This is a genomic window from Candidatus Halobonum tyrrellensis G22 (genome assembly GCF_000495475.1).
In the GTDB taxonomy this organism is placed as follows: domain Archaea; phylum Halobacteriota; class Halobacteria; order Halobacteriales; family Haloferacaceae; genus Halobonum; species Halobonum tyrrellense.
The window spans coordinates 179,047-204,236 of record NZ_ASGZ01000028.1; the positions used below are offsets into that span (position 1 = coordinate 179,047).

The following is a 25,190-nucleotide window of genomic DNA, read 5'->3' on the forward strand; positions in this document are numbered from 1 at the left end:
CCGCGGACGGGACCGTTTTCACCTCGTCCGTCGTACCGTCCTCTATGTCCCCCAGCGCCGAGATGAACGGGATCGGGAACGTCATCGAGGAGACGCTCGACGCGGCTCGAAGACACCGGGCGAAGGAGACGTCCCGGCCGCGCCTGGAGCTGTATCACGAGGCGCTCGAAGGGACACGGCGGGTCGCCGGTAACGCCCCGATGCGCGAGACCCGAGGGCCGAAGCGGGGGGTTCGCGGTGCCTAGCACCGCCGCGGTTCACCTACGGATGCGAAAGAAGCGAGCGGCCGAACTGGTCAAACAACGGGTCGACGACATCTCGGTCGAGGAGCGCGACCCGGACGGCGAAGTCGTCGTCCGGGTAAAAGGAGAGGGGACTCGCGTCGCGACCATCGCCGAGGAAGACGAAGAGAAAGGGGAAGAGGAGACGCCCCCGTCCGCCCCGTCCGGGGTGCGTCTCGAATACGTGACGGAGGGGCCACCGCACGTCGAGCGGAAGGCGAGACAGATCAGGCGGCTCCTCTCCCGTCGCGCCCGCTAACGCGGTGTCAGCCGTCGAGCACCGCGCGTTCGAGCAGGCGCGCGTTCCGCTTGTTCGCCTTCCACGCGAAGTCGAACAGGTCGCCGACCAGCGGGAGCGAGCCGACGACGGTGTCGATGCCGACGTTGACCAGCATGCGCGAGATGGTGACCGGGCCGGCGCCGAGGCGGTACGCCTCGCCGACGATGAGGAGCGACGCGACCAGCGTTATCAGGTCGCCGACCGAGGGGACCAGCCCCACGATGGCGTCGAGACCGACCCGGTAGTTGACCACGGGGAGCTTCACCGACTCGTCGAGCAGTTGTGCGAACCACTTGACGCGGTCGACGCGGCGTTCGACCTCCTTGCTGTCGGCGTCGGCGGAGGCGCGCGAGAGCAGGCTCACAGTTTGTTCTCCGCGTCCTGTGCGAGTTCCTCCATCCGCTTGCCGACGCGGCCGGCGTTGGAGAACTCGTCTTCCGACATGGCCGACGCGAGCGCGTTGCCCAACACGAACACGGCGTGTTTGTGCTCGCTCTTGGACTTGTGGACGTGCGAGGGGTCGACGCCCAGCCCGTGGTACGCCTCGAAGCGGGTCTCGTCGACGTCCTCCCGCTCGCTGAAGTGGTCCATGATCGTCACCATCTGCTCGTGGAGTTCGAGCAGTTCGTCTTTGTGCATGCGCGAGCCTATGCGGTACCGCCAGTTAAGCGTTGTTCGGCGGCGAGCCGCGCGAGCGGGCTCCCCTCGGCGTCGCGGACACCGTCCCGGCGTGTCCGACCGCTCCCCGACGCTGGTGTCGCTGGGGGACGCGGGCGACGCGGGAGCGCGGTGTCCGACCGGCACCGACCCGGCGGACGGCGCCGTCGCTCGCGGGGGGCGTTCGGCTCGAAAGAGGGGCGGGTCAGAAGACGTACTCGTCGTCGTGACCCATCATGCCGTCGTCCTCGAAGCCGCCGGGCTCGGCGTCGTCGTCCTGCGGGCCACTGGTCTTGTACGCCTTGAGTCCGGTCGACAGGAGGTCCTCGATCGCCTCTTCGCGGTTGACGAACTCGCCCTGTTCGACCATCTGGGCGATCTGCATCTCCAAGTGCTCGGGGATGTTTATCTCGACTTTGGGCATCTACCCCCGAGTTTACCGACGCCATATAAAAATCCTGCGGGGGCGGTTCGGACGGGAAAAACGATAGTTTACCGCGCGTTAGCTCGTATTTCCTCGATTCCGAATATCAGCTTCGGTTCCCTGTGATCGGGGGTTCGTCGCGCCGGAGTCGGTAGCCTTTGGTGAACGCACCGCAAAGCGCGGGCATGGTCAGCGACGTGACCGGTCTCCACGAGGAGTTCGGCGGCGAGCGACTCCCGCCGGGTCAACGCGAGACCGAGCGGTTCCCGGTGCTCTCGAAGTCGGGGACGCCCGGGTGGACGCCCGAGACGTGGGAGTTCGAGGTGTGGGGTGCGGTCGACGAGCCGTTCTCGCTCGACTACGACGCGTTCACCGACCTCCCGAGCGTCACCCAGCGGCAGGACTTCCACTGCGTCACCGGCTGGTCGAAGTTCGACTGCGAGTTCACGGGCGTCCCGTTCCCCGACATCGTCGAGCGGGCGGGCGTCCGCGACGACGCGGTCCACGTCATGTTCCACGCGCTCGACGGCTACACGACGAACCTCCCGCTGGCCGACTGCGACCGCGAGGAGGTGCTGTTCGCCTACGAGTTCGACGGCGACCCGCTCGCGGAGGACCACGGCGGCCCGCTGCGGGTCGTCACGCCCCACAAGTACGCGTACAAGGGCGCCAAGTGGGTGACCGGCGTCGAGTTCCTCACCGACCCCGAGCGGGGGTACTGGGAGAAGCGGGGCTACTCGAACACGGCGAACCCGTGGAACGAGGAACGGTACAGCTAGCCCCCGGGTGGTTCGGCGGCCGGCCGCGCGCGGGGACCCGGCCGACGCGGGTGCGAGCGCCCGGTTTCGGAAACCAGAGGGGTCAAGAGCGTCCCCCCCGAACTCCGGGTGATGACCCGGACGGAGGGCGACCAGCGGGGGGGAGCGCCGGCCCGGCCCGCGGCCGACGCGACGCTCGTCAGCCGGAGTTGCGAGGTATCGGACGTCTCCTTTCGCGCGTTCCTCGCGGCCCGAGACCGGGGCGAACCGCGGGTCCACTGGGCGTCGCCCGCGGGTCTCGAACTCGTCGGCGGCGGCGCGGCCGTCCGGCTGACCGCCGAGGGCGCCGACCGGTTCGACCGCCTCCGCGCCGACGCCGCGACGGTGTTCGCCGACACCGACGTCGGCGCGGAGGCGGGGTCGGCGGCGACGCGCCCCCGAATGCTCGGCGGCGTCGCGTTCGACGCCGCCCACGAACCCGACGCGACGTGGGCGGGGTTCCCCGCGGCGTCGTTCCTCCTCCCGGCGGTCCAGCTCACCCGCGACCACGAGGGGACGTACCTCACGGTCACCCGCTACGCCGCCGACGCGACGGCCGCCGCCGTCGACGACGACCTGACGGCCGCCCGCGAGTCGCTCGCCGACCTGCCGATGATGCGCCCCAGCGGCGGCAAGCCCGGCGTCGCGGCGACCCGGTGGCGGACCGACCGGGCCGAGTGGGTCGAACAGGTCGAGCGCGTCCGCGAGCGCATCCGCGCGGGCGACCTCCGGAAGGTGGTGCTCGCGACCGCTCTCGACGTCGACCTGGCGAGTCCGGTCGACATCCCCGACACGCTCGAACGCCTCCGCCGGACGTACCCCGAGTGCTACCGATTCTTGGTCCAGCCGTCGGGCGGCGACGCGTTCTTCGGCCCGCCGCCCGAACGGCTGGTGAAACTCGACGGCCGCCGCGTCGAGACGGAGGCGCTCGCGGGGTCGATGCCCCGCGGCGACAGCCACGAGACCGACGCCGACAACGCCCGCTCGCTGCTCGAAAGCGAGAAGCTCCAGCACGAACAGCGGCTGGTGGTCGACACCATCGCCGAGCAGCTGTCGGCGTACGGCGACGTGCGCGAGGGCGAGCAGGGGGTCCGGAAGCTGACCAACATCCAGCACCTCCGGACGCCCATCGAGGCCGACCTCGACGGGCCGGAGCACGTCCTCACGCTCGTCGAGGCGCTCCACCCGACGCCGGCGATGGGCGGCCTGCCGCTCGCGGAGGCGCTCGCGACCATCCGCGGGACCGAGACGTTCGACCGCGGCTGGTACGCCTCGCCCGTCGGCTGGTTCGACGGGAACGGCGACGGCGAGTTCGCGGTCGGCATCCGGTCGTGCGTCGCGGGCGACGACCACGCCACGCTGTTCGCCGGCAACGGCATCGTCGGCGACAGCGACCCCGAGGCGGAGTGGGAGGAGCTCCAGCCGAAGGTCCGCCCCGTGCTCGACGAACTCGAACGCGACGACCGGACCGACGAGTAGCGCGGCGGGCGCCCGACGCGAACCCGAAGACATACTACTGCGGCGGCGACACCGGGGGGTATGTCCGAGCGGCCGTCCGCCCCGCGCGACCGCGTCCTCCTCGCGGTCGTCGCGCTCTCGCTGCTCGCGCTGCTCGCGCGGGCCGTCCTCCTCGGCGACCGCCCGTTCCACTGGGCCGAGGGTCGCGTCGGCTACTGGACGCTCCGCTTTCTCGACACCGGCGGCTACGAGTACCACCCGACGGCGGGCGGGCCGTTCCTCCACGTCGTCAATCGGTGGCTGTTCGCGGTCGTCGACCCCACCGACGCCTCCGCGCGCGCCGTCGTCGCGCTGGTGGGCGGGCTGCTCCCGCTGTCGGCGCTGCTGTTCCGGGGGTCGCTCCGGGACGGCGAGACGGTCGCGCTCGCGGGCCTGCTCGCGGCCGACCCGCTGTTGCTCTACTACTCGCGGTTCCTCCGGGGCGACCTGCCCGCGGCGGCGTTCGGGCTGGTCGCGGTCGGCGGCGTCGTCCGCTACCGCGACTCGGGGGCGCAGTGGGGGCTCTACCTCGCGGCCGCGGCGTTCGCGCTCGCGCTCGCGGCGTCGGGCTTCGCGGCCGCGTACCCGGTCGTCTGGCTCGCCGCCGGCCTCCTCGTCCTCGACGAGTCGCGGGTCCGCGGCGTGCCCGACGCGGCGCGCGAGCGTCTCGGGCGGGGGCGGGCGTGGCTCGTCTCGCGGGCCACGCCGCTCGCGCGCGCGCTGTTCGTCTTCCTCGCGGTCGCGCTGTTCTTCTTCGCGCCGCGGGCGGCGGGGTCGGGGGTGGGGCTGTGGAACCCGGCGACGTTCCCGGCGGTCGTCACCGAGGCGTTCGTCGGCGCGCCCGAGCGGTTCGTGGGGCTGCGGTTCGTCTACCGGATCGAGCAGGCCGGCCACCCGCTGCTGTCGTCGCTGGCGGCGTTCTTCCGCACGCTCGCGGCGACGGCGTGGCCGCTGGTCCTGCTCGGGCTTGTCGGGTTCGCGCTCGAACGCTACGCCCCCGACACCCGCGGCGTGGTCGCGTTCGGCGCGTACGCCGGCGGCGTCGGCCTGTTCGTCTTCCCGGTCGCGTCGATGCGTGCCGAGCCGTGGAGCGCCGTCCACGTCCTCCCGTGGCTGGCGCTCCCCGCCGCCGTGGGGCTGGCGCGGGTCGCCCGGGGGCTGTGGACGCGGGCCACCCGCAGCGACGCGACCTCGGGCGGTCGACGCCCCGCGCGGGTCGTCGCCGTCGTCCTCGTCGTCACCGCGAGTCTCGCGGCGGTCGGCGCGACGACGGCGGGCGTGTACGCCGCCCCCGCCTCGGAGTCGGGGACGGCGTTCGCGCAGTTCGCTCAGCCCGCCGACGACCTCGACGGGATGGTCGCGGCCGCCTCGGCCGCGACCGCGGGCCACGACGACGGCCCGGACGTGGTGTACGTCGGCGCCGACCTCGACACCTCCCGCGAGTACGACAGCCCGCCGGTTCTCGGCGCCGACCGGGACGCGTGGGGGGCGCGTCTCCCCCTGCAGTGGTACTTCGAGCGACTGGACGCCGACACCAGTAGCGTCCGCTGGCTGTCGAACGTCTCCGGGTCGCCGCCGGTCGTCGTGACGGTGCCCGACCAGCGGGTCGACGCCGGCGAACGGTTCGAGGGGTACCGCGAGTTCGAACTCCGCCTCGGCCTGTGGGACCGGACGGTCGTCGTGTTCGTCGCCCCCGACGAGTGAACCGAGGCGGTGTCGGGTCGGCGACGAGTCGGCGTCGCTCCCGGCGGGAGCCGACGCCGGGTACTCGAAACGGGCGGAACGCCCGCGACGGACGGGCCGTCGCGGGCGGCGAGAAGAGGCCGGAAGGGTGTCGTACCGGGTGCCGGATGCGACCGACTCAGCGGAAGCCCATCGCCTCGATCTGCTCTTGATACCGGTTGCGGATGGTGACCTCGGTCACCTGCGCGACGTCGGCGACCTCTCGCTGGGTCTTCTTCTCGTTACACAGCAGCGACGCCGCGTAGATGGCCGCCGCGGCGAACCCCGTCGGCGACTTCCCCGACAACAGCCCCTGCTCGGCGGAGACGTCGATGATCTCGGTCGCCTTCGCCTGCGTCTCCTCGCTGAGTCCGAGCGCGGAGGCGAACCGCGGGACGAACTGCTTGGGGTCGACCGGCTTGAGTTCGAGCCCGAGTTCCTGGGAGATGTAGCGGTAGGTCCGACCGATCTCCTTCTGTTCGACGCGGGAGACCTCCGCGACCTCGTCGAGCGAGCGGGGGATCCCCTCCTGGCGGCAGGCGGCGTACAGCGCGGCGGTGGCGACGCCCTCGATGGAGCGGCCGCGGATGAGGTCCTCCTTGAGCGCGCGTCGGTAGATCACGGAGGCGACCTCGCGTACGGAGCGGGGGACGCCGAGAGCGCTCGCCATGCGGTCGATCTCCGAGAGCGCGAACTGGAGGTTGCGCTCGCCGGCGTCCTTGGTGCGGATGCGTTCCTGCCACTTCCGCAGGCGGTGCATCTGCGAGCGCTTCTCCGAGGAGAGCGAGCGGCCGTAGGCGTCCTTGTCCTTCCAGTCGATGGTGGTGGTCAGCCCCTTGTCGTGCATCGTCTCCGTCACCGGAGCGCCGACGCGGGACTTCGACTGGCGCTCGGAGTGGTTGAACGCCCGCCACTCCGGCCCCCGGTCGATCTGTCGTTCGTCGAGGACCAGCCCGCAGTCGTCACAGACGAGTTCGCCCTGGTCGGAGTCCATGATGACCTCCGAGGAGCCGCACTCGGGACATTTGACCGTCTCGTCCGATTGTTGTTCCGACTCGTCCTGCTCCCGCTGTCGCTGTCGGCTCGGACCTTCCATTAATAAGTTTTGTGTCCCGGCTACTATTTAAACTTTCGGGTGGGCGCGAACGGGGATACGCGGGGTTCGACCCGCCGAACCCGCCGTTTTCGGCGGTAGGGAGACCCGAGGCGAACCGAAGGACATGTCGTGTGTCGGTCGCCGCGCGCCTCGCTGACGCCGGAGACGCCCGGATACGCGGGTCTCGGCCGCCGGTTGGCTGGCCCGTCGAATAACCATCGCGCATTCACAAAACCTTTTGTATTACCGCACTCTATCCGGAGTCGATGAGCACGGGCACGACGGCGAGCGGGGACGTACGGCGCGCGGTCGCCGCGAGCGAACCGGCGGACGTGGAACCGGTCATCGTCGAGGCGGCGACGCTGGAGTCGACCGCCCCGGAGTACCTCCGGGCGTTCCGCGCGGACCTCGACGAGGCGGGCTACCTCCCCGCCGGGCTCCGCGCCGAGGCGCGTTTCGCGGCGGACTGTTCGATCGAGACGCAGGCGGAGACCGACCGGCTCCGCGACCTGGTCCGCGCCGCCTCGTTCCTCGGGGCGAGCCGGGTCGAGGTGGTGGCCGACGAGGTGGCCGCCCCCGCGAAGGTGGAGCCGGCGCTGTCGGCGCTGGCCGAACGCGCCGAACGCGAGGGCGTCACCCTCACGGTGACGGGTCCCGTCGATCTCTGACGTGAGCAGACGGGCGCTCGAAGGCAAGCTCGCGGTCGTCGCGGGCTTCACCGACCCGACGGCCGCGCTCGAACAGTACCCGACACCCGCGGACGTGGCCGCCCACGTCGTCCACCTCGCGGACCTCCGGGGTGACGTGGCCGGCCGGACGGTCCTCGACCTGGGGACCGGGACCGGCATGTTCGCCCTCGGCGCCGCGCTCCGGGGGGCCGACCGGGCCGTCGGCGTCGAACTCGACCGGGGGGCGCTGTCGGTCGCGCGCGACAACGAGCGCCGCGTCGGCGCGCGCACCGCGGTCGACTGGATCCACGCCGACGCGACCCGCCCGCCGCTGTGTCCCGACGAGCCGGCGACCGTCCTGATGAACCCGCCGTTCGGCGCGCAGTCGGGCAACGAACACGCCGACCGCGAGTTCCTCGCCGCCGCCGCCGACCTCGCGTCGGTCTCCTACTCGGTCCACAACGCCGGTAGCCGGGCGTTCGTCGAGTCGTTCGCCGCCGACCGCGGCGGGGTCGTCACCGACGCGTTCGAGGTGACGCTCACGCTCGACCGCCAGTACGACCATCAGAGCCGCGAGCGACACGACCTCGACGCGGAGGCGTTCCGGGTCGAGTGGTCCGGGTCGAGCGAGGAGTGACCCGACCCGCCGCCCCGACCGTCCGCCGCTCCACCGTCGCCCGCCGCCTCACTGCCGCCGCCTCCCGTACGTCTCTTTCGCCGCCACTTGCACGCGCGTGGCGTTCCCGCCGGTCGTCGCGACCACCGTTCGCCCCTCCCTGAGGAACGTCAGCCCGCCCGCCGACACCGTCTCGTTCCCCTCCGGCACGGGCGTGAACGTCGTCTCGTTCGCCCCCGTGACCGCGAGGCTGAACGACCCGTTCGTCGGCGCGACCGCCACCGTCCGGCCGTCGATACGCGGGCGGGCGGCCGCGGACGGCGAGGCGTACGAGAGGTGCGCCTCGCCGTCGTGGCGCAGGCGGACGACGTAGGTGACGTTCCCGCCGGTGGTGCGCCACCCCTCCCGGACCGCGACCACCGTCTCGCGCCACCCCACCCCGCCGAGGACGACCGTCGACCGGCCCGCGAACGCCAACCGACCCTTGGTCACTGCGGTGGTCCAGATGCGGCGCTCGGGGTTGCGGACGATGACGCCCGAGGTGTTGACGCTGGTCGTCTCGCCGAACGCGCTCACCTCGACGACCGACACCATCCCGTTCTCCACCCCCTCGGCGTACGTCACCTGGTAGTCGCGGACGTGGACCGGTTCGCCGGGGAGCGAGCCGTCGTCGACGGTCGAGAGGCTCACCGGTACCGCCGCGCCCGCCAGCCCCGCGGTGACGACCGACAGACACAGCACCGCGCCCATCGCGGGCGTGGCCCGCGAGACCGCTCCGCGGAGCGACGCGTCGCGGAACACGTCCCACGAGGCGTCCGAGGAGCCGTACGTCCCGAGCGCGGCGACCAACAGCGCGAGCACCACCACCAGCGTCACCCCGACCGCGCGGTAGAGCACGTACGTCTCGCCGCCGCGGTACCAGTAGACGGCCCACAGCGACTGCTCGGCGCAGAACAGCAGCGCGCCGACGAACAGCCGCCCGGGGCGCGGCAGCGCGTCGCGCCGCCGGCTGGCGAGCGCGAACGCCACGAGCAGGCCGACGAGTAACCCCAGCGCGTGCCCCTGGACGGCGATGCTCGCCCACCACGGCGTGACGTACGCCGCCCGCCCGGAGGCGACCACCACGGGGTTCTGGAGCGCGTTGTACACCAGCGAGAGCGTGCCCGACGCCGTGAGCGCGACGACCGTCGTCAGCGGCCGGTACAGCAGCGAAAAGCCCGCGAACGCGAAGACGACGCCCGAGAAGCCGACGACCGGCCCGAGCGAGAACGCGGCGGTCGCCAACCCCACCACGACCGCGCCCGCGGGGAAGAGGACGAACGCCCGGACGCGCGGCCGGTCGACCCACGACTCCCCCGCGCTCGTGCCGTCCGCGCCCGCTCCGCTCCCGCCGTCGGCGCGCGCGCCGTCGCCGTCCGCCCCGTCCCGCCGGTCGGGGAAGTGGCCGAACGCGTACTCGGCGACGGACGCGAGCGTCAGCGTCGCCATCAGGTTGCCGAGGAGGTGACCCGGCCCGCTGTGGGCGAACGCCGCGGTCACCACCCCCAGCGGCTCGAAGTACGACCACGCCCGGAACGGGATGACGACCGGGTTGTACCAGTGGTCGTACCCCCCCTGGACGAACAGGTACACCCCGAGGACGAACGCCGCGGTGGTCAGCGTCCCCCACGGCACGCCGAACAGGAACCGCTCGCGGAGCGGCGCCACGACTGCCGCCCCCCCCGTATCCACCCCGGCGTCCCGGTCGTCCGACGCGGTGCGACCGAGCGCGGCCACGACCAGGCCGGCCGCGACGAACGCCGCGACGACGGCGAGCCGCATCCCCAACGCGACCCAGTTCACACGGGGTGTCAGTCCCCCCCACACTTTACCGTCCCGGTCGTTCGTGTCCCCGAACCGGTCCGTCGATCTCGGAGACGTACCGGGGTGAGCGCCGGCGACCGGCGCGGGTCGACACCCTCTTTCCCCCGGCGGCGCTCCCCTCGGGGGTGTCACTGCTCACCTCGCTCCCCGACCGCCCGCTGTCGGCGGCGGCGGTCGCGGCGCTCAACCGGGCCGACGCGGTGGAACTGGCGGTCGCCGTCGACGACGACGACCCGGCTGACGGGCTGTTGCTCGCCACCGACGCGTGGGTGAAGGGGCTCGCGTTCGACGGCGCCGGGTGGTCGGTCGTCGAGACCGTCGGGGTCGACGGCGCGGACGATCGGTACGACGCGCTCCGGGCGTGCGAGACGGCGGTTCGGGCGGAACGCGACGGGGACGACACGGACGCGAGCGACGACCCGAGCCGGGACGCCGACCCGGACGGGGACGCGAGCGACGACCCGGCGAACGACGCGGACCGGTAGCCCGCGTCGACCCGGGCGGCTTTCCCGGCCGTCGGGAGCCGTCGCCGGCTTTACCCCCGCGCGTGTGGTACTCCGACGCACGATGTACGACGAGATACTCGTCCCGACCGACGGCAGTCCGGCGGCGGCGGCGGCCATCGAACACGCGGTGACGCTCGCCGAGCGGTTCGACGCGACGATCCACGCGCTGTACGTCGTGGACATGACGGGGTACACGACGCTCGAAGCCGGGACGGGTGTCGTCGTCGAAGCGCTCGAAGAGGAGGGCGAGGCCGCCGTCGACGCGGTGCGGGAGGCGGCCGAGGCGGCCGACGTCCCGGTCACGGAGCACGTGGTCTCGGGGAGCCCCTACCGGTCGATCCTGGAGTACGCGAACGACGAGGAGGTCGACCTGATCGTCATGGGGACGCACGGCCGGCGGGGACTCGACCGCTACCTGCTCGGGAGCGTCACCGAGCGGGTGGTCCGGAGCGCCGATCAGGCGGTGATGACCGTCAGGATGCCCGACGAGGAGTGACCGGGGGTCGAGTGTCGGGGAGTCGAGTGTTCGGCGCGCGAAATTCGACGGCTCGACGCCCCGGTCGTCCGATGCCGGGGGCCGAGGGAGTCCGCCGGTACGGAGCCGAACGTAGTCGGGCGGAGCGCTCCCGTTCCCACGGGGTTTCACCCTCGGTATCGTGGAAATTTTCGTACCGACGCCGCGTCGATAGCCGTCCGCCCGGTCGACCCTCGCCTCCGGGCCGGCCTCGGCGCGTCCGCCGACGGAGCCCGACTCGGGTTCGCCTCGCCGCTCGCCGCACCTCGTTCGGGGGAGCGAACGTGGTGCGACCCCGCGGGAGGCGACGCCCTCGCCGCGACGCCCGGATTTATGCCGGGCGGCGCCGACTCCCGTTCATGAGTCTCGCGGTCGAACACGACGACCTCGTGGCGTTGCGCAGGGACCTCCACCGCCACCCCGAACCCGCGTGGTGCGAGTTCTACACCACCGCACGGCTCGTCTCGGAACTGGAGACGCGCGACGTGGACGAACTCCACTACGGCCCCGCCGTCCTCGGGTCCGAGCGGATGAACGTGCCCGACGAGGGGACGCTCGACGAGTGGTTCGAACGCGCGAAGGCGGCGGGCGCCCGCGAGGACATCCTCGCGGAGTTGGAGGGCGGCTACACCGGCGCCGTCGCGGTGGTCCGCCGGGGCGACGGTCCCGTGGTCGGGCTCCGCGTCGACATCGACGCGCTCCCGATCACGGAGGCGAACGAGAACCACGCGCCCGCCGACGGCGCCGACGCCTACCGCTCGGAGAACGAGGGGTGGATGCACGCCTGCGGCCACGACGCCCACGCCACGTTCGGCGTCGGCGTGATAGACGAGATACTCGCCTCGGAGTTCGAGGGGACGCTGAAGGTGTTCTTCCAACCCGGCGAGGAACAGATCGTCGGCGGCAAGCCGATGGCCGACTCCGAACTCCTCGACGACGTGGAGTACCTCCTCGCCGCCCACGTCGGTCTCGACCACCCGACCGGCGAGGTGGTCGCGGGCGTCGACGGGTTCCTCGCGGTGTCGCACTTCCTCGCGGAGTTCGACGGCGAGTCGGCCCACGCGGGCGGCCACCCCGAGGAGGGGCGCAACACCGTCCAAGCGATGGCCGCGGCGATCCAGAACCTCTACGCCATCCCGCGGCACGCCGACGGCGCGACCCGGGTCAACGCGGGGCTGGTCGGCGGCGGCACCGCCACGAACATCATCCCCGAGGAGTCGTTCGTCGAAGGCGAGGTCCGCGGCGAGACGACCGACCTGATGGAGTACATGGACGACAAGGCCGAGAACGTGCTCGTCAGCGCCGCCGAGATGCACGACGTCGACGTGACGACCGAACGGCTGGGGATGGCCCCCTCGGCGACCAGCGACCCGGAACTCGTCGACCTGGTCGCCGCCGTCGCGGGCGACGTGGCCGGCGTCGACTCGGTCGCCGAAAGCGACGAACTCGGCGGGAGCGAGGACGCGACCTACCTGATGCGACGGGTGCAGGACAACGGCGGCTACGCCGCCTACGTCGGCGTCGGCACCGACCACCCCGGCGGCCACCACACCTCCACCTTCGACGTCGACGAGGCGTCGCTCGACGTGGGGGTCGACCTGCTCGCGTCGGCGATACGCGCGGTCGCCGCCGACCCGCCCGGGCAGTCGGACCGAACAGACGCCTGAGAACACGGCGCGGGTGGCGGACGGCGCTCCGGCGCCGACGCTCGACCCGGAGACTCGGGCGGTCGGTCCGCCCGGGCGCACGACCCGCCCGACCGGCGGAGCCGTTCGTCCCTCGGGCGCCGAGGGGGATCGGTCGCCGCCACGCCCTCGTGGCCTTCCACCTCTCGGTCCCCGTCGCCCGACCGCTCGCGTTAGTACTTCGGCTCGGCGCCCGTCACCGCGTACACCTCGTCCATCAGGTCGTCGCGGCGGTCGCGCCACGCGTCGAACGCGCCGGGGCGGGAGGGGTAGCGCCGGTAGTGGGCGAGCAGGTCGTCGGCCGCGCGCTTGGCCCGGTAGAACTCAACGATCTGGTCCCAGTAGCCGTAGCTCTTGCGCGCCACGTCGACAGCGAGTTTCGGCCCGACTGAGGTGGTCCCCGAGTAGAGCGCCTCGCTGAGCTGTTCGCCCGGCAGCGCCGCGAGCAGGCTCATCAGGTCGTCGACGTCGACGGCCGTCGCGAGCACGTTGTACACGTCGAGTGCGGCGTAGCGCCCGCCGAAGTGGTCCATCACCCGCTCGTTGTACCGCCACAGCGCCTCCTCGCTGGTGTCGCCGTCGGCGAGCGCCTCGATGGCCTGCTCGGCGGCGTACTTGCCCGCGTACGCCGCGCCCGCGATGCCGCCGCCCGTGGTGGGGTTGACGTGCGCGGCGGCGTCGCCGACCGCGAGGAAGCCGTCGGCGACGGCGGAGTCGTACGGCCGGCGGGTCGGCAGCGCCGCGCCGAGTTTGTCCCGAACTTTCGCCCCTTGGAACTCCGCCCGGTCGCGCAGGTCGCGTTTCAGCCCCTCGACCAGTTTCATCGGCGGTTCGGTCATCTGGAACCCGAGCCCGGCGTTGATCTCCGTGCCCGTCCGCGGGAAGTACCAGAGGTAGCCGGCGGCGCGGTCGGTCGCCTTGAAGACGAGCGCGTCCTGCCACTCGACCTCCTCTTCGACTTCGAGCACCTCGCGGTACGCCGAGGAGAACTGCGAGTACGAGACGTTCGTGTCGAACGTCGCCCCCGAGAGGTCCGCCCGGTCTTGGAGGATCGACAGCGCGCCCGCCGCGTCGACGGTCATCCCGGCGTCGTACTCGACGACCTCGCCCTTCCGTTTCGCGCGCACGCCGGTCACGTGCCCGTCGTCATCTTGGGTTACGTCCTGGACGACCGTGTCGTAGTGGAACTCCGCGCCGCGCCGTTCGGCGCCGTCGATGATCAGCCGGCCGAACTCCCAGCGGTCGATCACCGCGAGTTCGCCCGGGATCGGGATCTCAAGTACCGTGTCGTGACTCGGGATCTCGAAGCGACCGTGGGTGACGTCGGTGTTGGTGAACGCCGACCGGATCTCGGATTTGGGGATCGCCGACGGGAACGCGTCCGCTCCCTTGAGCGCGTCGCCGCAGGCGATGTGGCCCGCCTCGGTCTCGGTCTTGCGTTCGACGACGGTCACGTCGAGGCCCGCATCGGCGGCCGTCGCGGCCGCATAACAGCCGGCGGTCCCCGCGCCGACGACGACGATGTCGGGTTCGTGCGTAGTCATTACCCCCGTTCGCGTCCGGCCGGGCAAAAAGCTCGTTATTTAGCCCCGGGGAGAGCCGGGGGATGCCGCCTTGACCGACCGCCACACGTCGCCGAACGGACGCGACGGTTGGCCCGTCGTGCCGTCGCGCGCCACGCGCGGGCGTCGCGGCGGTGTCGCGGTGTCGAGAAACCCCGGTCCCGTTCGGCCGTCGCTCCGGTCGGCGAACCCGTCCGGGACGCGCGTGCCGGCCTCGAACGGACGCACGGCGGTTCGGGGAGCGGCGCCACGGAACCGTTCCGCGAACGGCCGGTCGCGTCCTCCCCCGCGCTCCCGAACCCGGACTGTCCGAACGAGCGCGGGAACGCGTACGGAGCGCCCCCCGTCGCCGCCCCCGACACATGTAGCCTGCCATACGATTTTTTTACTCAGAGAGCGTACTGTCGGTGAGGATGATACAATGAGCAACCGTGATATCGACGACGAATCGGTGGAGACTCGGACCGACCACGACCCGAACCCGGGCGAGCAGGGCAAGTGGCTCTCGGCGGTCATCGGCCTCCTCGGCCTGTGGATGATCGTTCAGGGCTTCCTGTTCGACCTCGTCGCGACGCAGATGTGGAACGACGTCATCGTCGGCGCGCTCCTGGCCGCCGTCGGCGCCTACAACTACTATCGCCGGTCGGACGAACAGGTGGGCAACGTCGGCGCCGCCGCAGTCGCCGCACTGCTCGGTCTGTGGCTGATCGCGGCGCCGTTCGTATTCGGCGCCGACGCGGGGTTCACCGAAGCGGCCAACGAGCTCGGATTCTGGAACGACATCGTCGTCGGTCTGATAGCGCTCGCAGCCGGTGCGTACAGCGCCTATCAGAGCCGTGATCGGCGCAGCGACGCTCGCAGAACCGCAGCCTGAGCCGGCAGCGGGTCACGGTTCGTCGGACCGTCTTTTCGTCTTTCGTTCGTCCCGTCCTTACCACTCGGCGACCCGGCTACGGCGGTACACAGCCACGTGATACCGGGTGAGTACGACCGACAGCGCCACGGCCAGCACCGAGAACATGCCGATGTAAACGAGCGATCCCTCGTGAACGAACCCGTTGAGCAACTGGAGGAGTCCGAACGCCGGAAGGCCGAACGTGAAGATGGTAGTGCGCACGGGGAACTCGCACGCCATCTGGAAGAAGACGTCCATGTCGCGCATTTTCTTTAGTCCGGCCGGTTCTCCGTTTGGGAGACTATATCACTATTGGATACGGCAACTCCCGGAGAGGGGACGCACGGCCCGCCGCGACCGAGCGACGGCCGCGACGACCCCGAAACCGGAGGCCGTGTTCGTAGACGTACTCCCCGACGCTGGCCAGTGGAGCCACCCACGGCGCGACGCACCGCGAACCGCGCTGTTTCCCTCGGGGTCGTCCACGCGTTCGACGCCGCCGGCCGCGGGTCTCGTTCCCTTCGGTCGGTCGTTCAGACACGTTCAGGTGGCGGTTCGGCACGGGGATCGCACCGTTCACGAGAACGACGTTCTCGTGAGCGCACGAATCGCACCGCGATTCGTGAACGCCGCCTAGCCGCGGTCTCGGTCGCTCGCTTCGCTCGCTCCCTCACCCGCGCTCCTCTCTTGGTGGCGGCGCGGCACGGAGACCGCGCCGCCGTCTCTCCGAGGCCTCCCTCCGGTCGGCCTCGCGCTACTCCTCTCCCGACTCGTAGTGGTCCCCCGCGGCGTCGGGCGTCCGCGTCCGGCCGAACAGCGTGAGCACGACGATGACGCTCACGTACGGGATGGTCCGCACGAGCGAGTTGGGCACCTGGATCACGTCGCGCGCCTGGAGAGTGAGTTGGAGCGCGTCGAGTCCCGCGAACAGCAGCGTCGACAGCAGCGCGCCGACGGCGTTGTAGTTGCCCAGCAGGTACGCGACGATGGCGATGAACCCCTTGCCGTCGACCATCGTCGGTCCGTTGCCGATGAACTGCCCGAGCGACAGCGACAGCGCCGCGCCGCCGAACCCGCAGAGCACGCCCGACAGCAGCACCGCGGCGTACCGCACCCGCGAGACGCTCACGCCCGCGGTGTCGAGCGCCTTCGGGTTCTCGCCCGACGCGCGGACGTGCCGGCCGAACGCGGTCCGGTTGAGGGTCCACCACGACGCGACCACCGCCGCGAACATCACGTACACCATCGGGGTGGCGCTAAAGAGCGCGCCGAAGAACGGGAGGTCGACCAGCGCGTAGCCGAAGAGGAGTTCGGCGGTCACGCCCTCCGAGACCACGGGGATGCCCATCGTCGGGAGCGTGGCGAACGTCGCCACTCGCGGGGTGTTGGTGCTGCCGTACACCACCTGCGCGGCGAACGGCGCCAGCCCGAGTGCGATGAGCCACACCGCGAGACCGGCGATGATCTGGTCGGCGCGGAACTCGATACACACCACCGCGAACAGCAGCGCGAACAGCGTCGACGCCGCGACGCCGCCGAGCAGCCCGAGCCACGGGCTGCCGAGCAGGTCGGCGGCGTAGATGCCCGCGAACGCCGCGATGATCAACAGCCCCTCGAGTCCGATGTTGATCACGCCCGACTTCTCGGCGAAGATGCCCCCCAGCGCCGCGAACGCGATGGGGACCGACAGCCGGAGCGCCGACGCGAACGTGGAGTTGGCGAACAGCACCGCGGCGAACTGACCGGCGGTCGAGTCGGGTGCGACGAGGAGGACGGCGAGGAGGGCGACCAGCGCGGCGACGACGCCCAACGCGAGATACAGCCGCAGGCCGGCGCCGCCCGCCCGCTCGCGGACCCGGCTTCCGAACCCGGCGCTCACTCGCGTTCACCCCCGTCGGTCGCGACGGCGCCGCGGTCGCGCTCGGGCGCGACGTCGCCCACCCGGCGGCCGACCATGCGGAAGAACTCCGGCATCGCCACGAACAGGACGATCAGTCCCCGGAGCACGCCCACCAGCTGTGGGGGTACGTTCGTCCCGACGTCGACGACGATGCTCCCCGACTTGAGCACGCCGAACAACAGCGCCGCCCCCACCGCGCCGACGGGGTTGTTGCCCGCGAGGATGGAGACGGTGATGCCGTCGAAGCCGTAGTCGGGGACGCCCGTCTGGAAGTTGCCGAGCACCATCAACACGTACACCGCGCCGCCGACGCCCGCGAGCGCGCCCGACAGCGCCATGCTCGCCACCACGGTCCGGGCGGCGTCGACGCCGCCGTACTCGGCGGCCTCGGGCTGGAGGCCGCTCGTCCGCACGTCGTAGCCGAACGAGGTGCGCGTGAGGGTGTACGCCACCGCGACGGCGACCGCCACCGCGAGCGCGAGCGCCAGCAGCGACACGCCCGCGCGGTCGGGGAACACCAGGCTCGGGAACCGCGCGTACGACGGCAGCGCGCGGGTCTGGGTGGCGAAACTGTCGGGGTCTTGGAACACGTCCTGGGTGAGATACAGCGCGACGGCGGTGGCGACGAAGTTCAACATGATCGTCGTGATCACCTCGTTGGCGTCGGCGTACGCCTTCAGCGCGCCCGGGAGTGCGCCGTACAGCCCGCCCGCGACCGCACCGACCGCCAGCCCGAACGGGACGAGCACGAGCGTCCCGACGACGCCCGACAGCAGCGGCGCGACCGCGAACACGACGACGGCCGTCGAGAGCGCGCCGACGACCAACTGCCCCTGCCCGCCGATGTTGAACACGCCGGCCTTGAACGCCACCGCGACGGCGACCCCCGTGAACACCAGGATGGTGGTCTCCGAGAGCGTCGTGGCGAACTGGCCGTTGAGCGGGTCCGCCGCGAGGTTGCCGAACGCGCCGAGGAACAGCCGGTCGTACACGTTGATCGGGTCGTAACAGAACCCCATCGACGCGGGCCACGAGAACGGACCGAGGCTGACCGGACCGAGGCTGATCACCCGCGGCGGCAGCGCGAACGCGGCGGTGTCACACGTCGTCATCCGGCCGGCCGCGAGCACGATGAAGAAGCCGATGACGACCGACAGCACCAGCGCCGACCCGGAGATGAACAGCCGCTCGGCCGCCGACGCGCGCGCCAACCGGGAGAGCCAGCCGACCACGCTCCCGCGGACGCCCGCGTCGCTCCCCTCGCCCGGGTCGCCCCCGTCGGGACCGTCGGGTCCGCCGGTCCCGTCGTCGCTCACGCGAGCCACCTCCCGCGGCGAACGAGCGCGGGGGGTGACGCGACCGCGCTCACTCGCGGTCACCCCCGTCGCCGGCGACACCGTCCGTACGGCCCGCGTCGGTCCCGCCGGACTCCTCCGGCGGGTCGGCGGCGTCGTCCGCCCCGCCGCGCAGGCTCGGCACGTCGTCGGGTTCCTCGCCCGCCATCAGCAGGCCCAACTGCTCTTCGGTGACCGCGTCGGGGTCGACCACGTCGACCAGCCGCCCGCGGTACATCACCGCCAGGCGGTCGGAGAGTCCCCGGACCTCGTCGAGTTTCGACGACACCAACAGCACCGCCTTCCCCTCGTCGCGGAGGTCGATGATCCGGTCGTGGATGAACTCGGTCGAGCCGATGTCCACCCCCCGCGTCGGGTGGGAGGCGACGATGCAGGCGGGGTCGCGCGCGAACTCCCGGCCGACGATGAACTTCTGCTGGTTCCCCCCCGACAGCGACCGTGCCTCCGCGCCCGTGTCCGGCGGCCGGACGTCGAACTCCTCGACGACGCGTTCGGCGTGGTCGTCCGCGCGGTCCCAGTCGACCCGGCCGCTCCGCGCGAACGGCTCGTCGTGCTGGCTGCCCAAGATCCCGTTTTCGGTCAGGTCGAACTCCATCACCAGCCCGCGCTCCTGTCTGTCCTCGGGGACGTACGCCATGCCCGCGCGCGCGCGGTCGCGGCGGGAGGCGTCGGTCACGTCGCGGCCGCGGAGTTCGACCCGGCCCGACTCGTGGTCGCGCAGCCCCGTGAGCACCTCGACCAGTTCCGACTGGCCGTTGCCGTCGACGCCGGCGACGCCGAACACCTCGCCTTCGCGGACGGTGAACGACACGTCGTCGACGGCCACCACGCCGCGCTCGTCGCTGGCGGTGACCCCCTCGGCGCGCAACACCGGGTCGCCCGGCGTCGCCGGCTCGTAGTCGGATTCGAGCATCACCTCCCGGCCGACCATCAACTCGGCGAGCTCCTCCCTGCTGGTGTCTGCGGTCCGGACGGAGCCGACGTTCCGGCCGTCGCGGAGCACGGTCACCTCGTCGGCGGCGTCGAGCGCCTCGCCGAGTTTGTGCGTGATGAAGATGACCGTCTTCCCCTGGGCGGTGAGTTCCTCGAGCACCTCGAAGAGGTCCGCCACCTCCTGGGGGGTCAACACGGCGGTCGGTTCGTCGAGGATCAGCACGTCCGCGCCGCGGTAGAGCGCCTTCAGGATCTCGACCCGCTGTTGGACGCCGACGGAGACGTCCGCCACCGTCGCGTCGGGGTCGACGTCGAAGCCGTACCGCTCGGAGAGGTCGACGACCGCCTCGCGGGCGGCGGCGCGGTCGACCGCCAGCCCGCCCCACTTCCGGGGCTCGTTGCCGAGCGTGATGTTCTCGGCCACCGTCATCGGGTCGACCAGCATGAAGTGCTGGTGGATCATCCCGACGCCGGCGTCGATTGCGTCCCGCGGCGAGTCGAACCGCTCGGGCGAGCCGACGTAGCCGCCCCCGTCGTCGCGTTCCAGCCCCTCGCCGTCGACGTACACGTCGCCCTCGGTCGGGGGGAACAGCCCGTACAGCACGTTCATCAGCGTCGTCTTCCCCGCGCCGTTCTCGCCGAGCAGGGCGTGAACCGTCCCTCGCTCGACGGAGAGCGTCACGTCGTCGTTGGCGACGACGCCGGGGAAGCGTTTCGTGATCCCGTCGAGGCGGACGGCCTCCGACATATCGGTGGCGCTTTCGACGGGGTAGGCATAAACGCCGCGTTTCCGCCGGGGCGGACCGGGTGGACCGGGTTGACCCGCGTCCGACCCCGGTCGCGTCAGCCCTCCTCGGCGCCCATCGCCTGCGCGATGTGCGTGAGCCCGACCAGTCCCAGGCCGCCGACGAAGTTGCCGGCGGTGACGACGACGGTCGTCGTGGCGACCGCCCACACCCCGAACTGGGCGTCGAACGCCAGCCCCAACAGGAGGTGGAGGACGGAGACGATGACGTGTTCGAACGAGCCGAGCGCGAGGAGGAAGCCGACCACGTACGCGAGGGGGATGCGGCTCCCGACGCTGTCGACGGCCAACAGCAGGTACGACAGCAGGCTGACGAGCGCGCCGCCCGCGACGGCGTCGGCGAACGCCGCGAGCGGCGCCTTGCCGGCGATATCCGTGGCGGTGTGCCGCAGCGCCTCGGCCGTCGCGGGCGAGAGCGCGCCCTCGATGGAGAAGACGCCCACCATCACCCCGCCGCCGACGAGGTTGAGCACGAAGGTGACGACCCACAGCCGCACGAGCGGCCGGAGCATCCACGAGTCGGCCTCGACCGCCTTGGCGACCGGGTCGAAGAAGTTCTCGTTGAACAGTTCCGACCGACCGACGATCAGGAAGACGACGCCAGGGGCGAACGCGAGCGCGCCGGCGATGGGGGCGAGTTCGGCCGACACCGGCTCGACCAGCCCCTCGACGATGCCGAGCGCGACCATTCCGAAGACGACCGTGAACCCGGCGATGAAGCTCGTCGCCACGAGTTCGACCAGCGACTGGTCGAGGCGGCGTTCGCCCTCGTCGACCGCCCGCTCGAAGATGTCGGAGGGGGAGGGAGCGACGGACACGCGTCGACGTACGTCGGAGCCGCCGAAAAGTGAACTGGCACCGCAGAGGGGGACCCCCTGTCTACCGGGGGGTGTGGAGGCGCCCCGCCGAACCGGGCCGGGTGTCGGCGGCGAGCGTCACGCGTCCGGGCCGTATCGCTCGGCTCAGACCTCGGCGGGGTCGGTCGGCACCGTGACCTCGCCGTCGATGATCGACTGGCGCGCCTCGTCGACGGCCGTCTTGACCTCGGAGGGGATCTCCGAGCCGAGTTCCGAACCGTACACGAGCGAGACGCCGTCGTCCTCCAGACCGAGCGTGACGGCGGTGCCGCCCTCGAAGCTCCCGTCGACGACCGCCTCGGACGCCTCGAACACCGCGGTGTCGACCCGCTTGACCATCGAGCCGAGGATGACGTTCGCGTAGTCGGGCAGCGTCACCGACTGGTCGCGGTCGACGCCGACCGCGAACTTGTTGGTCTCCTGGGCCGCCTGGAACACGCCCGTGCCGGTGTTGCCCGCGGCGTGGTAGACGACGTCGGCGCCCGACTCGTAGATGGCCTGCGCCGCCTCCCGGCCGCCGCTGGGGTCGCTGTAGCTCCCGACGTACGTCGACTGCACCTCGATGTCCGAGTCGACCGCCGCGACGCCCGCGCGGTAGCCCGCCTCGAACCGGCCGATCAGCGACCCCTCGACGCCGCCGACGAAGCCGACGACCGACTCGTCGGGCGACGTCTCGCCCGCGCCCGCCGCAAAGTCCATGTTGGTGAGCATCCCCGCCATCTGCCCGACGAGGTACGACCCCTCGTGTTCTTGGAACGTGTAGGCGGCGACGTTGTCGAACATGTCGCCCGACTCGGTCGTCGGCACCGAGTCGACGATCATGAAGTCCTGTTCGGGGTACTGCGCGGCGGTCTCCGCGAGCGCGTCCGACTGGAGGTAGCCGATACACGACACGAGGTCGTAGTTCGGGTCGGTCGAGGAGGCGTACTGCTGTTGGTACTCGGCGAACTGCGACACCGAGTCGGGTTCGGAGTACTGATACGAGAGGCCGAACTCGTCGACCGCCCGTTCGATCCCCGTCTCCGCCTGGTCGTTGAACGACCCGTCGCCAAGCCCGCCGGTCGCGTACACCATCGCGATGTTGACGTCGCTGCCGTCGACGGATCCGTCGGTCGCGGTCGTCTCCTCGTCGGTGCCGCTTCCGGTCCCCGCGGCGGTCGTCTCCTCGTCGCCCTCGGTGGTGTCTTCGCCGGCGGTCGTCGCGGTCGACTCGCCCTCGCTCGGGCCGCCCGCACAGCCCGCGAGACCGACGATGCCGGCGGCGCTGGCGGCTTTGATGAACGCGCGTCTGTCGAAGTTCCGGTCCATACCTTACCCGGGCGGTTATGCCGTTTAAAATCGTCGCATCGTGATCGGGGCGCGGGTCGGGCGGTCGGCCGTCCCGCGGGTGCGCCGTCCCGGCGCCCCGCCGTCTCGCCGTTACGCCGACTCCTCGTCGGCGACGGCGTCGGCGACGACGCCCGACACCTCGTCGGCGAGCGCCTCAACCTCGTCGCTCTCGGCGTACACCCGGACGTACGGCTCGGTGCCGCTCGGGCGCACGAGCGTCCACGACGCGTCCGGGAAGGTGAGCCTGACGCCGTACTCGGTGTCGACGTCGGCGTCGGGGAACGCCGCCGGCAGGGCGTCACCCACCCGCGCCATCACCGCCTCCTTGGCGTCGTCGGGACAGGAGACGCTCTCCTTCCGGTAGGGGCGCTCGGTGACCGGGTCGCGCAGCGCCGCGAGCCCCGACTCGGCGACGAGGCGGGTCACGACTGCGGCGCTGACGACGCCGTCGATCCAGCCGCCGAACGCCGGGTGGACGTGCTTCCACGGTTCGGCCGCGAACACCACGTCGCCGCCGGCCTCGCGAGCGGCGGCGATGCCGTCGTGGAGGTAGCCCAGCGCGACCCGTTCGACCCGGCCGCCCGCGGCCTCGACGCGTTCGTCGATCCGACCCGAGGCGTTCGGCGTCGTCACCACCACCGGGTCGTCCGCGTCGGCGGAACGGACGTACCGTTCGGCGAGTATCGCCACGACGGTGTCCTCGTGGACGAGTTCGCCGTCGGCGTCGACCACGACCAGCCTGTCGGCGTCACCGTCGTGTGCGACGCCCAGGTCGGCGCCGCCGCCGCGGACGAACGCCCGGAGGTCCGAGAGCGTCTCGGCGGTCGGCTTCGACCCCCGGCCGGGGAAGTGGCCGTCGACGTTGGCGTTGAGCGTCACCACGTCCGCGCCGAGTTCCCGCAGCACCTGCGGGGTGACGACCGACGCCATCCCGTTGCCGCAGTCGACGGCGACCCGCACCCCGTCGGGGTCGGCGCCGAACCCCGCGGCGTACCCGGTGACCGCGTCGCGGTAGTCGGCGAGCACGCCGTCGCGGGTCGCGTCGCCCCACTCGTCCCAGCGGGCGGGCGGCGTCCCCGCGGCGACGCGCGCCTCCACGTCGTCCTCGGCGGGACCGCCGTACTCGACGCCGTCGACGAACAGTTTGATCCCGTTGTCGGGCGAGGGGTTGTGCGAGGCGGTGAGCATCACGCCCCGGCGGCCGCGGGAGGCGAACGCGAGCGCCGGCGTCGGCACCTGTCCGACCCGGAGCACGTCGGCGCCGGCGGACTCCAGGCCGGCCTCGACCGCCGACGCCAGCGCCGGGCCGGTGACGCGCCCGTCGCGGCCGACGACGAACTCGCGGTCGTCCGCCTCGCGCGCGGCCGCTCCGACCGCCCGCGCGACGTCGAGCGCGAGTTCGGGCGTGACCCGTTCCTCGGCGCTCCCGCGGACCCCGGCGGTTCCGAAGAGGTTCACACCCGTCCGTTCGGGGGGACGCCCATGAGTGCCCCGGTCGCGGACGCGCGGACGGGGGACCGAGCGCGGGTCGCACGGCGGACGGGCGGCCGCCGGCGCGCCGCCGGCTTTTCCTCCCGTCGCGTCGACCCGGGAGGTGTGAACGACAGCGACAGCGGGACGGACGGCGACGCCGACCGCGTCCGCGCGCACGTGTTCGTCTCCGGCACCGTCCAGGGCGTCTACTACCGCGCGAACACCCGCGAGGCCGCACGCGACCGCGGCGTCGACGGCTGGGTACGCAACCTCGACGACGGCCGGGTCGAGGCCGTCTTCGAGGGGCCGGACGACGCCGTCGAGGCGATGGTCGAGTGGTGTCACACCGGCAGCCCCGCCGCGACCGTCGAGGGCGTCGACGTCGAGTACGGCGACCTCGAGGGGGAGGAGGGGTTCTCGGTGAGACGGTGAACCCGCCGCGAGCGCCGCCCGCGACTACGCCGTGACGAGGTACCGGTCGCGGAGGTGGTCGAGCACCCGTTGTACGATGGAGGGGTCGTACGTCCAGAAGCCGTAGAACTCGCGGCGCTCGCCGTCGCCGCGGTCCTCCGCGAGGAGGGCGCACGCGTCGTTCGGGTCGCCGTCGCCGTCGAAGACGACGAACCAGGAGCTTCGGATCTCGGGGGTGTCCGCCTGGTGGACGGTGACGCCCTCGACGCTCGGCACGTCGGCCGCGGGCGTACAGTAGGCGTGGATGTCGAGGCGCTTCTTCGCGAGGTCCTCGTACACCGCCTTCTGCTGGCGGAGCGCGCCCACCCGCTGGAACCCCGCGTGGAGTTCGCCCGTCCCCTTCCGCCACGCGCGGTCCTCCATCTCCCGGGTCGCCGCGAGCATCTGCTCAGTGTCGTAGGAGGTGAACGTGGTGTCGTCGAGGTGTTCGAGCAGCCCCGAGAACGTCCGCGGCTCGCCCACCCCGGCGGTCGCCTCCGCCGCCCCTTCGAGGTCGCGGAGGTCGACCGCCGCCAGCACCGCGTGGTCGTCCTCGTCGGACAGCACCGCGTACCCCGACAGGTCGCTGTCGCTCTCGCCCACCTCGATGCGAACCTGCTGGGAGGCGAAGTACTCGCGGAGGTCCGTCACCACCGCCTCCGACGGCGGGTCGAACACCGTCAGCCGCTTCTCGCGGCCCTCCACGCTCGCGATGACGTCCCGGAGTGACATTGCGTTGGGTCGACTTCTCTCCGCACCATGTTAAGTCTGTCACGCGCGCTCGCGCGTCGCTGCTGCGGTGTCGGCGCGCCGTCGGGTTGCCGTCGCGTCGCCGCCGAGTCACCGAACGGTCGTCGCCGCGTCGCCGACGCGTCGCCGGGTCGCCGCACGGTCGCCGTCGCGGCGTCCGGCGGGCTTTTGTCGCCGCCGCCCCCCGACCCACCCGTGCGAATCGGCGTCGTTCTCAACCCCGTCGCGGGCATGGGCGGCCGGGTCGGACTGAAGGGGACCGACGGCAAGGTCGA

General features: G+C 71.8%; 27 protein-coding genes. 12 read left to right on the forward strand and 15 right to left on the reverse strand.

The genetic code is table 11. The features are described from left to right. Window positions 1-44 precede the first annotated feature (44 nt). Both K933_RS08900 and K933_RS08905 read left to right on the forward strand, forming a co-directional pair. Window positions 45-245: a hypothetical protein gene (locus tag K933_RS08900; protein ID WP_049947720.1), complete on the forward strand. Its 201-nt coding sequence runs from the start codon at window positions 45-47 to the stop codon at window positions 243-245. Beyond that, window positions 238-540, forward strand: a complete 303-nt coding sequence (locus K933_RS08905; protein WP_152529783.1) for a hypothetical protein — start codon at window positions 238-240, stop codon at window positions 538-540. The genes K933_RS08900 and K933_RS08905 overlap by 8 nt, the downstream gene beginning before the upstream one ends. Window positions 541-547: 7 nt before the next feature. On the opposite strand, the gene K933_RS08910 is transcribed toward K933_RS08905, so the two are convergent. The 3 genes from K933_RS08910 to K933_RS08920 form a co-directional block, all read right to left on the reverse strand. Continuing rightward, window positions 548-925 carry a DUF4112 domain-containing protein gene (locus K933_RS08910; protein ID WP_023394388.1) on the reverse strand — a complete coding sequence of 126 codons (378 nt, stop codon included), beginning with the start codon at window positions 923-925 and terminating at the stop codon, window positions 548-550. Then, on the reverse strand, window positions 922-1,200 hold the full coding sequence (locus K933_RS08915) for a UPF0058 family protein (RefSeq protein WP_023394389.1): 279 nt from the start codon (window positions 1,198-1,200) through the stop codon (window positions 922-924). Before K933_RS08915 ends, K933_RS08910 begins: the two co-directional genes overlap by 4 nt. Window positions 1,201-1,423: 223 nt before the next feature. After that, complete coding sequence (locus tag K933_RS08920; protein WP_023394390.1) at window positions 1,424-1,642, reverse strand: ribbon-helix-helix domain-containing protein; 219 nt, start codon at window positions 1,640-1,642, stop codon at window positions 1,424-1,426. A 185-nt stretch (window positions 1,643-1,827) separates the two neighbouring features. On the opposite strand from K933_RS08920, the gene K933_RS08925 reads away from it, so the two are divergent. The 3 genes from K933_RS08925 to K933_RS08935 all read left to right on the forward strand — a co-directional run bounded on the left by K933_RS08925 (window position 1,828) and on the right by K933_RS08935 (window position 5,640). Then, window positions 1,828-2,421 (forward strand): sulfite oxidase-like oxidoreductase, encoded by a 594-nt coding sequence (locus K933_RS08925; protein ID WP_023394391.1) that lies wholly within the window; start codon window positions 1,828-1,830, stop codon window positions 2,419-2,421. A gap of 111 nt (window positions 2,422-2,532) precedes the next feature. Continuing rightward, window positions 2,533-3,918 (forward strand): isochorismate synthase, encoded by a 1,386-nt coding sequence (locus K933_RS08930; protein WP_023394392.1) that lies wholly within the window; start codon window positions 2,533-2,535, stop codon window positions 3,916-3,918. A gap of 60 nt (window positions 3,919-3,978) precedes the next feature. Beyond that, window positions 3,979-5,640, forward strand: a complete 1,662-nt coding sequence (locus tag K933_RS08935) for a flippase activity-associated protein Agl23 (protein ID WP_023394393.1) — start codon at window positions 3,979-3,981, stop codon at window positions 5,638-5,640. Window positions 5,641-5,797: 157 nt separating this feature from the next. Here K933_RS08935 and K933_RS08940 read toward each other — a convergent pair whose 3' ends face one another. Continuing rightward, window positions 5,798-6,754, reverse strand: a complete 957-nt coding sequence (locus tag K933_RS08940; RefSeq protein WP_023394394.1) for a transcription initiation factor IIB — start codon at window positions 6,752-6,754, stop codon at window positions 5,798-5,800. Window positions 6,755-7,020: 266 nt separating this feature from the next. On the opposite strand from K933_RS08940, the gene K933_RS08945 reads away from it, so the two are divergent. Together K933_RS08945 and K933_RS08950 are read left to right on the forward strand one after the other, a co-directional pair. After that, the gene (locus tag K933_RS08945; RefSeq protein ID WP_023394395.1) at window positions 7,021-7,422 is read left to right on the forward strand and encodes a TIM barrel protein; all 402 of its coding nucleotides are present in this window, start codon (window positions 7,021-7,023) and stop codon (window positions 7,420-7,422) included. Between the two features lies 1 nt (window position 7,423). Then, on the forward strand, window positions 7,424-8,059 hold the full coding sequence (locus K933_RS08950; protein ID WP_023394396.1) for an METTL5 family protein: 636 nt from the start codon (window positions 7,424-7,426) through the stop codon (window positions 8,057-8,059). Window positions 8,060-8,107: 48 nt separating this feature from the next. Here the strand turns inward: K933_RS08950 and K933_RS08955 are convergent, their stop codons facing one another. Then, window positions 8,108-9,859, reverse strand: coding sequence for a rhomboid family intramembrane serine protease (locus K933_RS08955; RefSeq protein ID WP_023394397.1), 1,752 nt, complete (start codon window positions 9,857-9,859; stop codon window positions 8,108-8,110). Between the two features lie 167 nt (window positions 9,860-10,026). Between K933_RS08955 and K933_RS08960 the strand changes: the two genes are divergently transcribed. The 3 genes from K933_RS08960 to K933_RS08970 all read left to right on the forward strand — a co-directional run bounded on the left by K933_RS08960 (window position 10,027) and on the right by K933_RS08970 (window position 12,588). Beyond that, on the forward strand, window positions 10,027-10,386 hold the full coding sequence (locus tag K933_RS08960; protein WP_023394398.1) for a hypothetical protein: 360 nt from the start codon (window positions 10,027-10,029) through the stop codon (window positions 10,384-10,386). A gap of 82 nt (window positions 10,387-10,468) precedes the next feature. Further along, the gene (locus K933_RS08965; RefSeq protein ID WP_023394399.1) at window positions 10,469-10,903 is read left to right on the forward strand and encodes a universal stress protein; all 435 of its coding nucleotides are present in this window, start codon (window positions 10,469-10,471) and stop codon (window positions 10,901-10,903) included. A 377-nt stretch (window positions 10,904-11,280) separates the two neighbouring features. Beyond that, the gene (locus K933_RS08970) at window positions 11,281-12,588 is read left to right on the forward strand and encodes an amidohydrolase (protein WP_023394400.1); all 1,308 of its coding nucleotides are present in this window, start codon (window positions 11,281-11,283) and stop codon (window positions 12,586-12,588) included. 191 nt (window positions 12,589-12,779) lie between these two features. Here K933_RS08970 and K933_RS08975 read toward each other — a convergent pair whose 3' ends face one another. Continuing rightward, the gene (locus K933_RS08975; RefSeq protein WP_023394401.1) at window positions 12,780-14,150 is read right to left on the reverse strand and encodes a geranylgeranyl reductase family protein; all 1,371 of its coding nucleotides are present in this window, start codon (window positions 14,148-14,150) and stop codon (window positions 12,780-12,782) included. 439 nt (window positions 14,151-14,589) lie between these two features. On the opposite strand from K933_RS08975, the gene K933_RS08985 reads away from it, so the two are divergent. After that, the gene (locus K933_RS08985) at window positions 14,590-15,042 is read left to right on the forward strand and encodes an SPW repeat domain-containing protein (RefSeq protein WP_023394403.1); all 453 of its coding nucleotides are present in this window, start codon (window positions 14,590-14,592) and stop codon (window positions 15,040-15,042) included. A 57-nt stretch (window positions 15,043-15,099) separates the two neighbouring features. On the opposite strand, the gene K933_RS08990 is transcribed toward K933_RS08985, so the two are convergent. From K933_RS08990 to K933_RS09020, 7 genes are all read right to left on the reverse strand, one after another. After that, window positions 15,100-15,330, reverse strand: a complete 231-nt coding sequence (locus K933_RS08990) for a hypothetical protein (RefSeq protein ID WP_023394404.1) — start codon at window positions 15,328-15,330, stop codon at window positions 15,100-15,102. A gap of 487 nt (window positions 15,331-15,817) precedes the next feature. Beyond that, window positions 15,818-16,942: an ABC transporter permease gene (locus K933_RS08995; RefSeq protein ID WP_023394405.1), complete on the reverse strand. Its 1,125-nt coding sequence runs from the start codon at window positions 16,940-16,942 to the stop codon at window positions 15,818-15,820. Further along, on the reverse strand, window positions 16,939-18,279 hold the full coding sequence (locus tag K933_RS09000) for an ABC transporter permease (protein ID WP_235063436.1): 1,341 nt from the start codon (window positions 18,277-18,279) through the stop codon (window positions 16,939-16,941). Before K933_RS09000 ends, K933_RS08995 begins: the two co-directional genes overlap by 4 nt. A 49-nt stretch (window positions 18,280-18,328) precedes the next feature. Beyond that, a complete protein-coding gene (locus K933_RS09005; RefSeq protein ID WP_023394407.1) occupies window positions 18,329-19,999 on the reverse strand; it encodes an ABC transporter ATP-binding protein in 1,671 nt (556 codons plus the stop codon). Window positions 20,000-20,094: 95 nt separating this feature from the next. Then, window positions 20,095-20,874: a formate/nitrite transporter family protein gene (locus tag K933_RS09010; protein WP_023394408.1), complete on the reverse strand. Its 780-nt coding sequence runs from the start codon at window positions 20,872-20,874 to the stop codon at window positions 20,095-20,097. Between the two features lie 144 nt (window positions 20,875-21,018). Beyond that, window positions 21,019-22,221, reverse strand: a complete 1,203-nt coding sequence (locus K933_RS09015; RefSeq protein ID WP_023394409.1) for a BMP family lipoprotein — start codon at window positions 22,219-22,221, stop codon at window positions 21,019-21,021. 111 nt (window positions 22,222-22,332) lie between these two features. Beyond that, on the reverse strand, window positions 22,333-23,700 hold the full coding sequence (locus tag K933_RS09020) for a phosphomannomutase (RefSeq protein ID WP_023394410.1): 1,368 nt from the start codon (window positions 23,698-23,700) through the stop codon (window positions 22,333-22,335). Between the two features lie 138 nt (window positions 23,701-23,838). Here K933_RS09020 and K933_RS09025 point away from each other — a divergent pair, with 138 nt between their 5' ends. Continuing rightward, window positions 23,839-24,147: an acylphosphatase gene (locus K933_RS09025; RefSeq protein WP_023394411.1), complete on the forward strand. Its 309-nt coding sequence runs from the start codon at window positions 23,839-23,841 to the stop codon at window positions 24,145-24,147. A 24-nt stretch (window positions 24,148-24,171) separates the two neighbouring features. Here the strand turns inward: K933_RS09025 and K933_RS09030 are convergent, their stop codons facing one another. After that, complete coding sequence (locus K933_RS09030) at window positions 24,172-24,897, reverse strand: DICT sensory domain-containing protein (RefSeq protein WP_023394412.1); 726 nt, start codon at window positions 24,895-24,897, stop codon at window positions 24,172-24,174. 108 nt (window positions 24,898-25,005) lie between these two features. Further along, window positions 25,006-25,190, reverse strand: a 185-nt coding sequence (locus tag K933_RS19005; RefSeq protein ID WP_235063437.1) for a hypothetical protein, incomplete at its 5' end; no start/stop codon positions are given.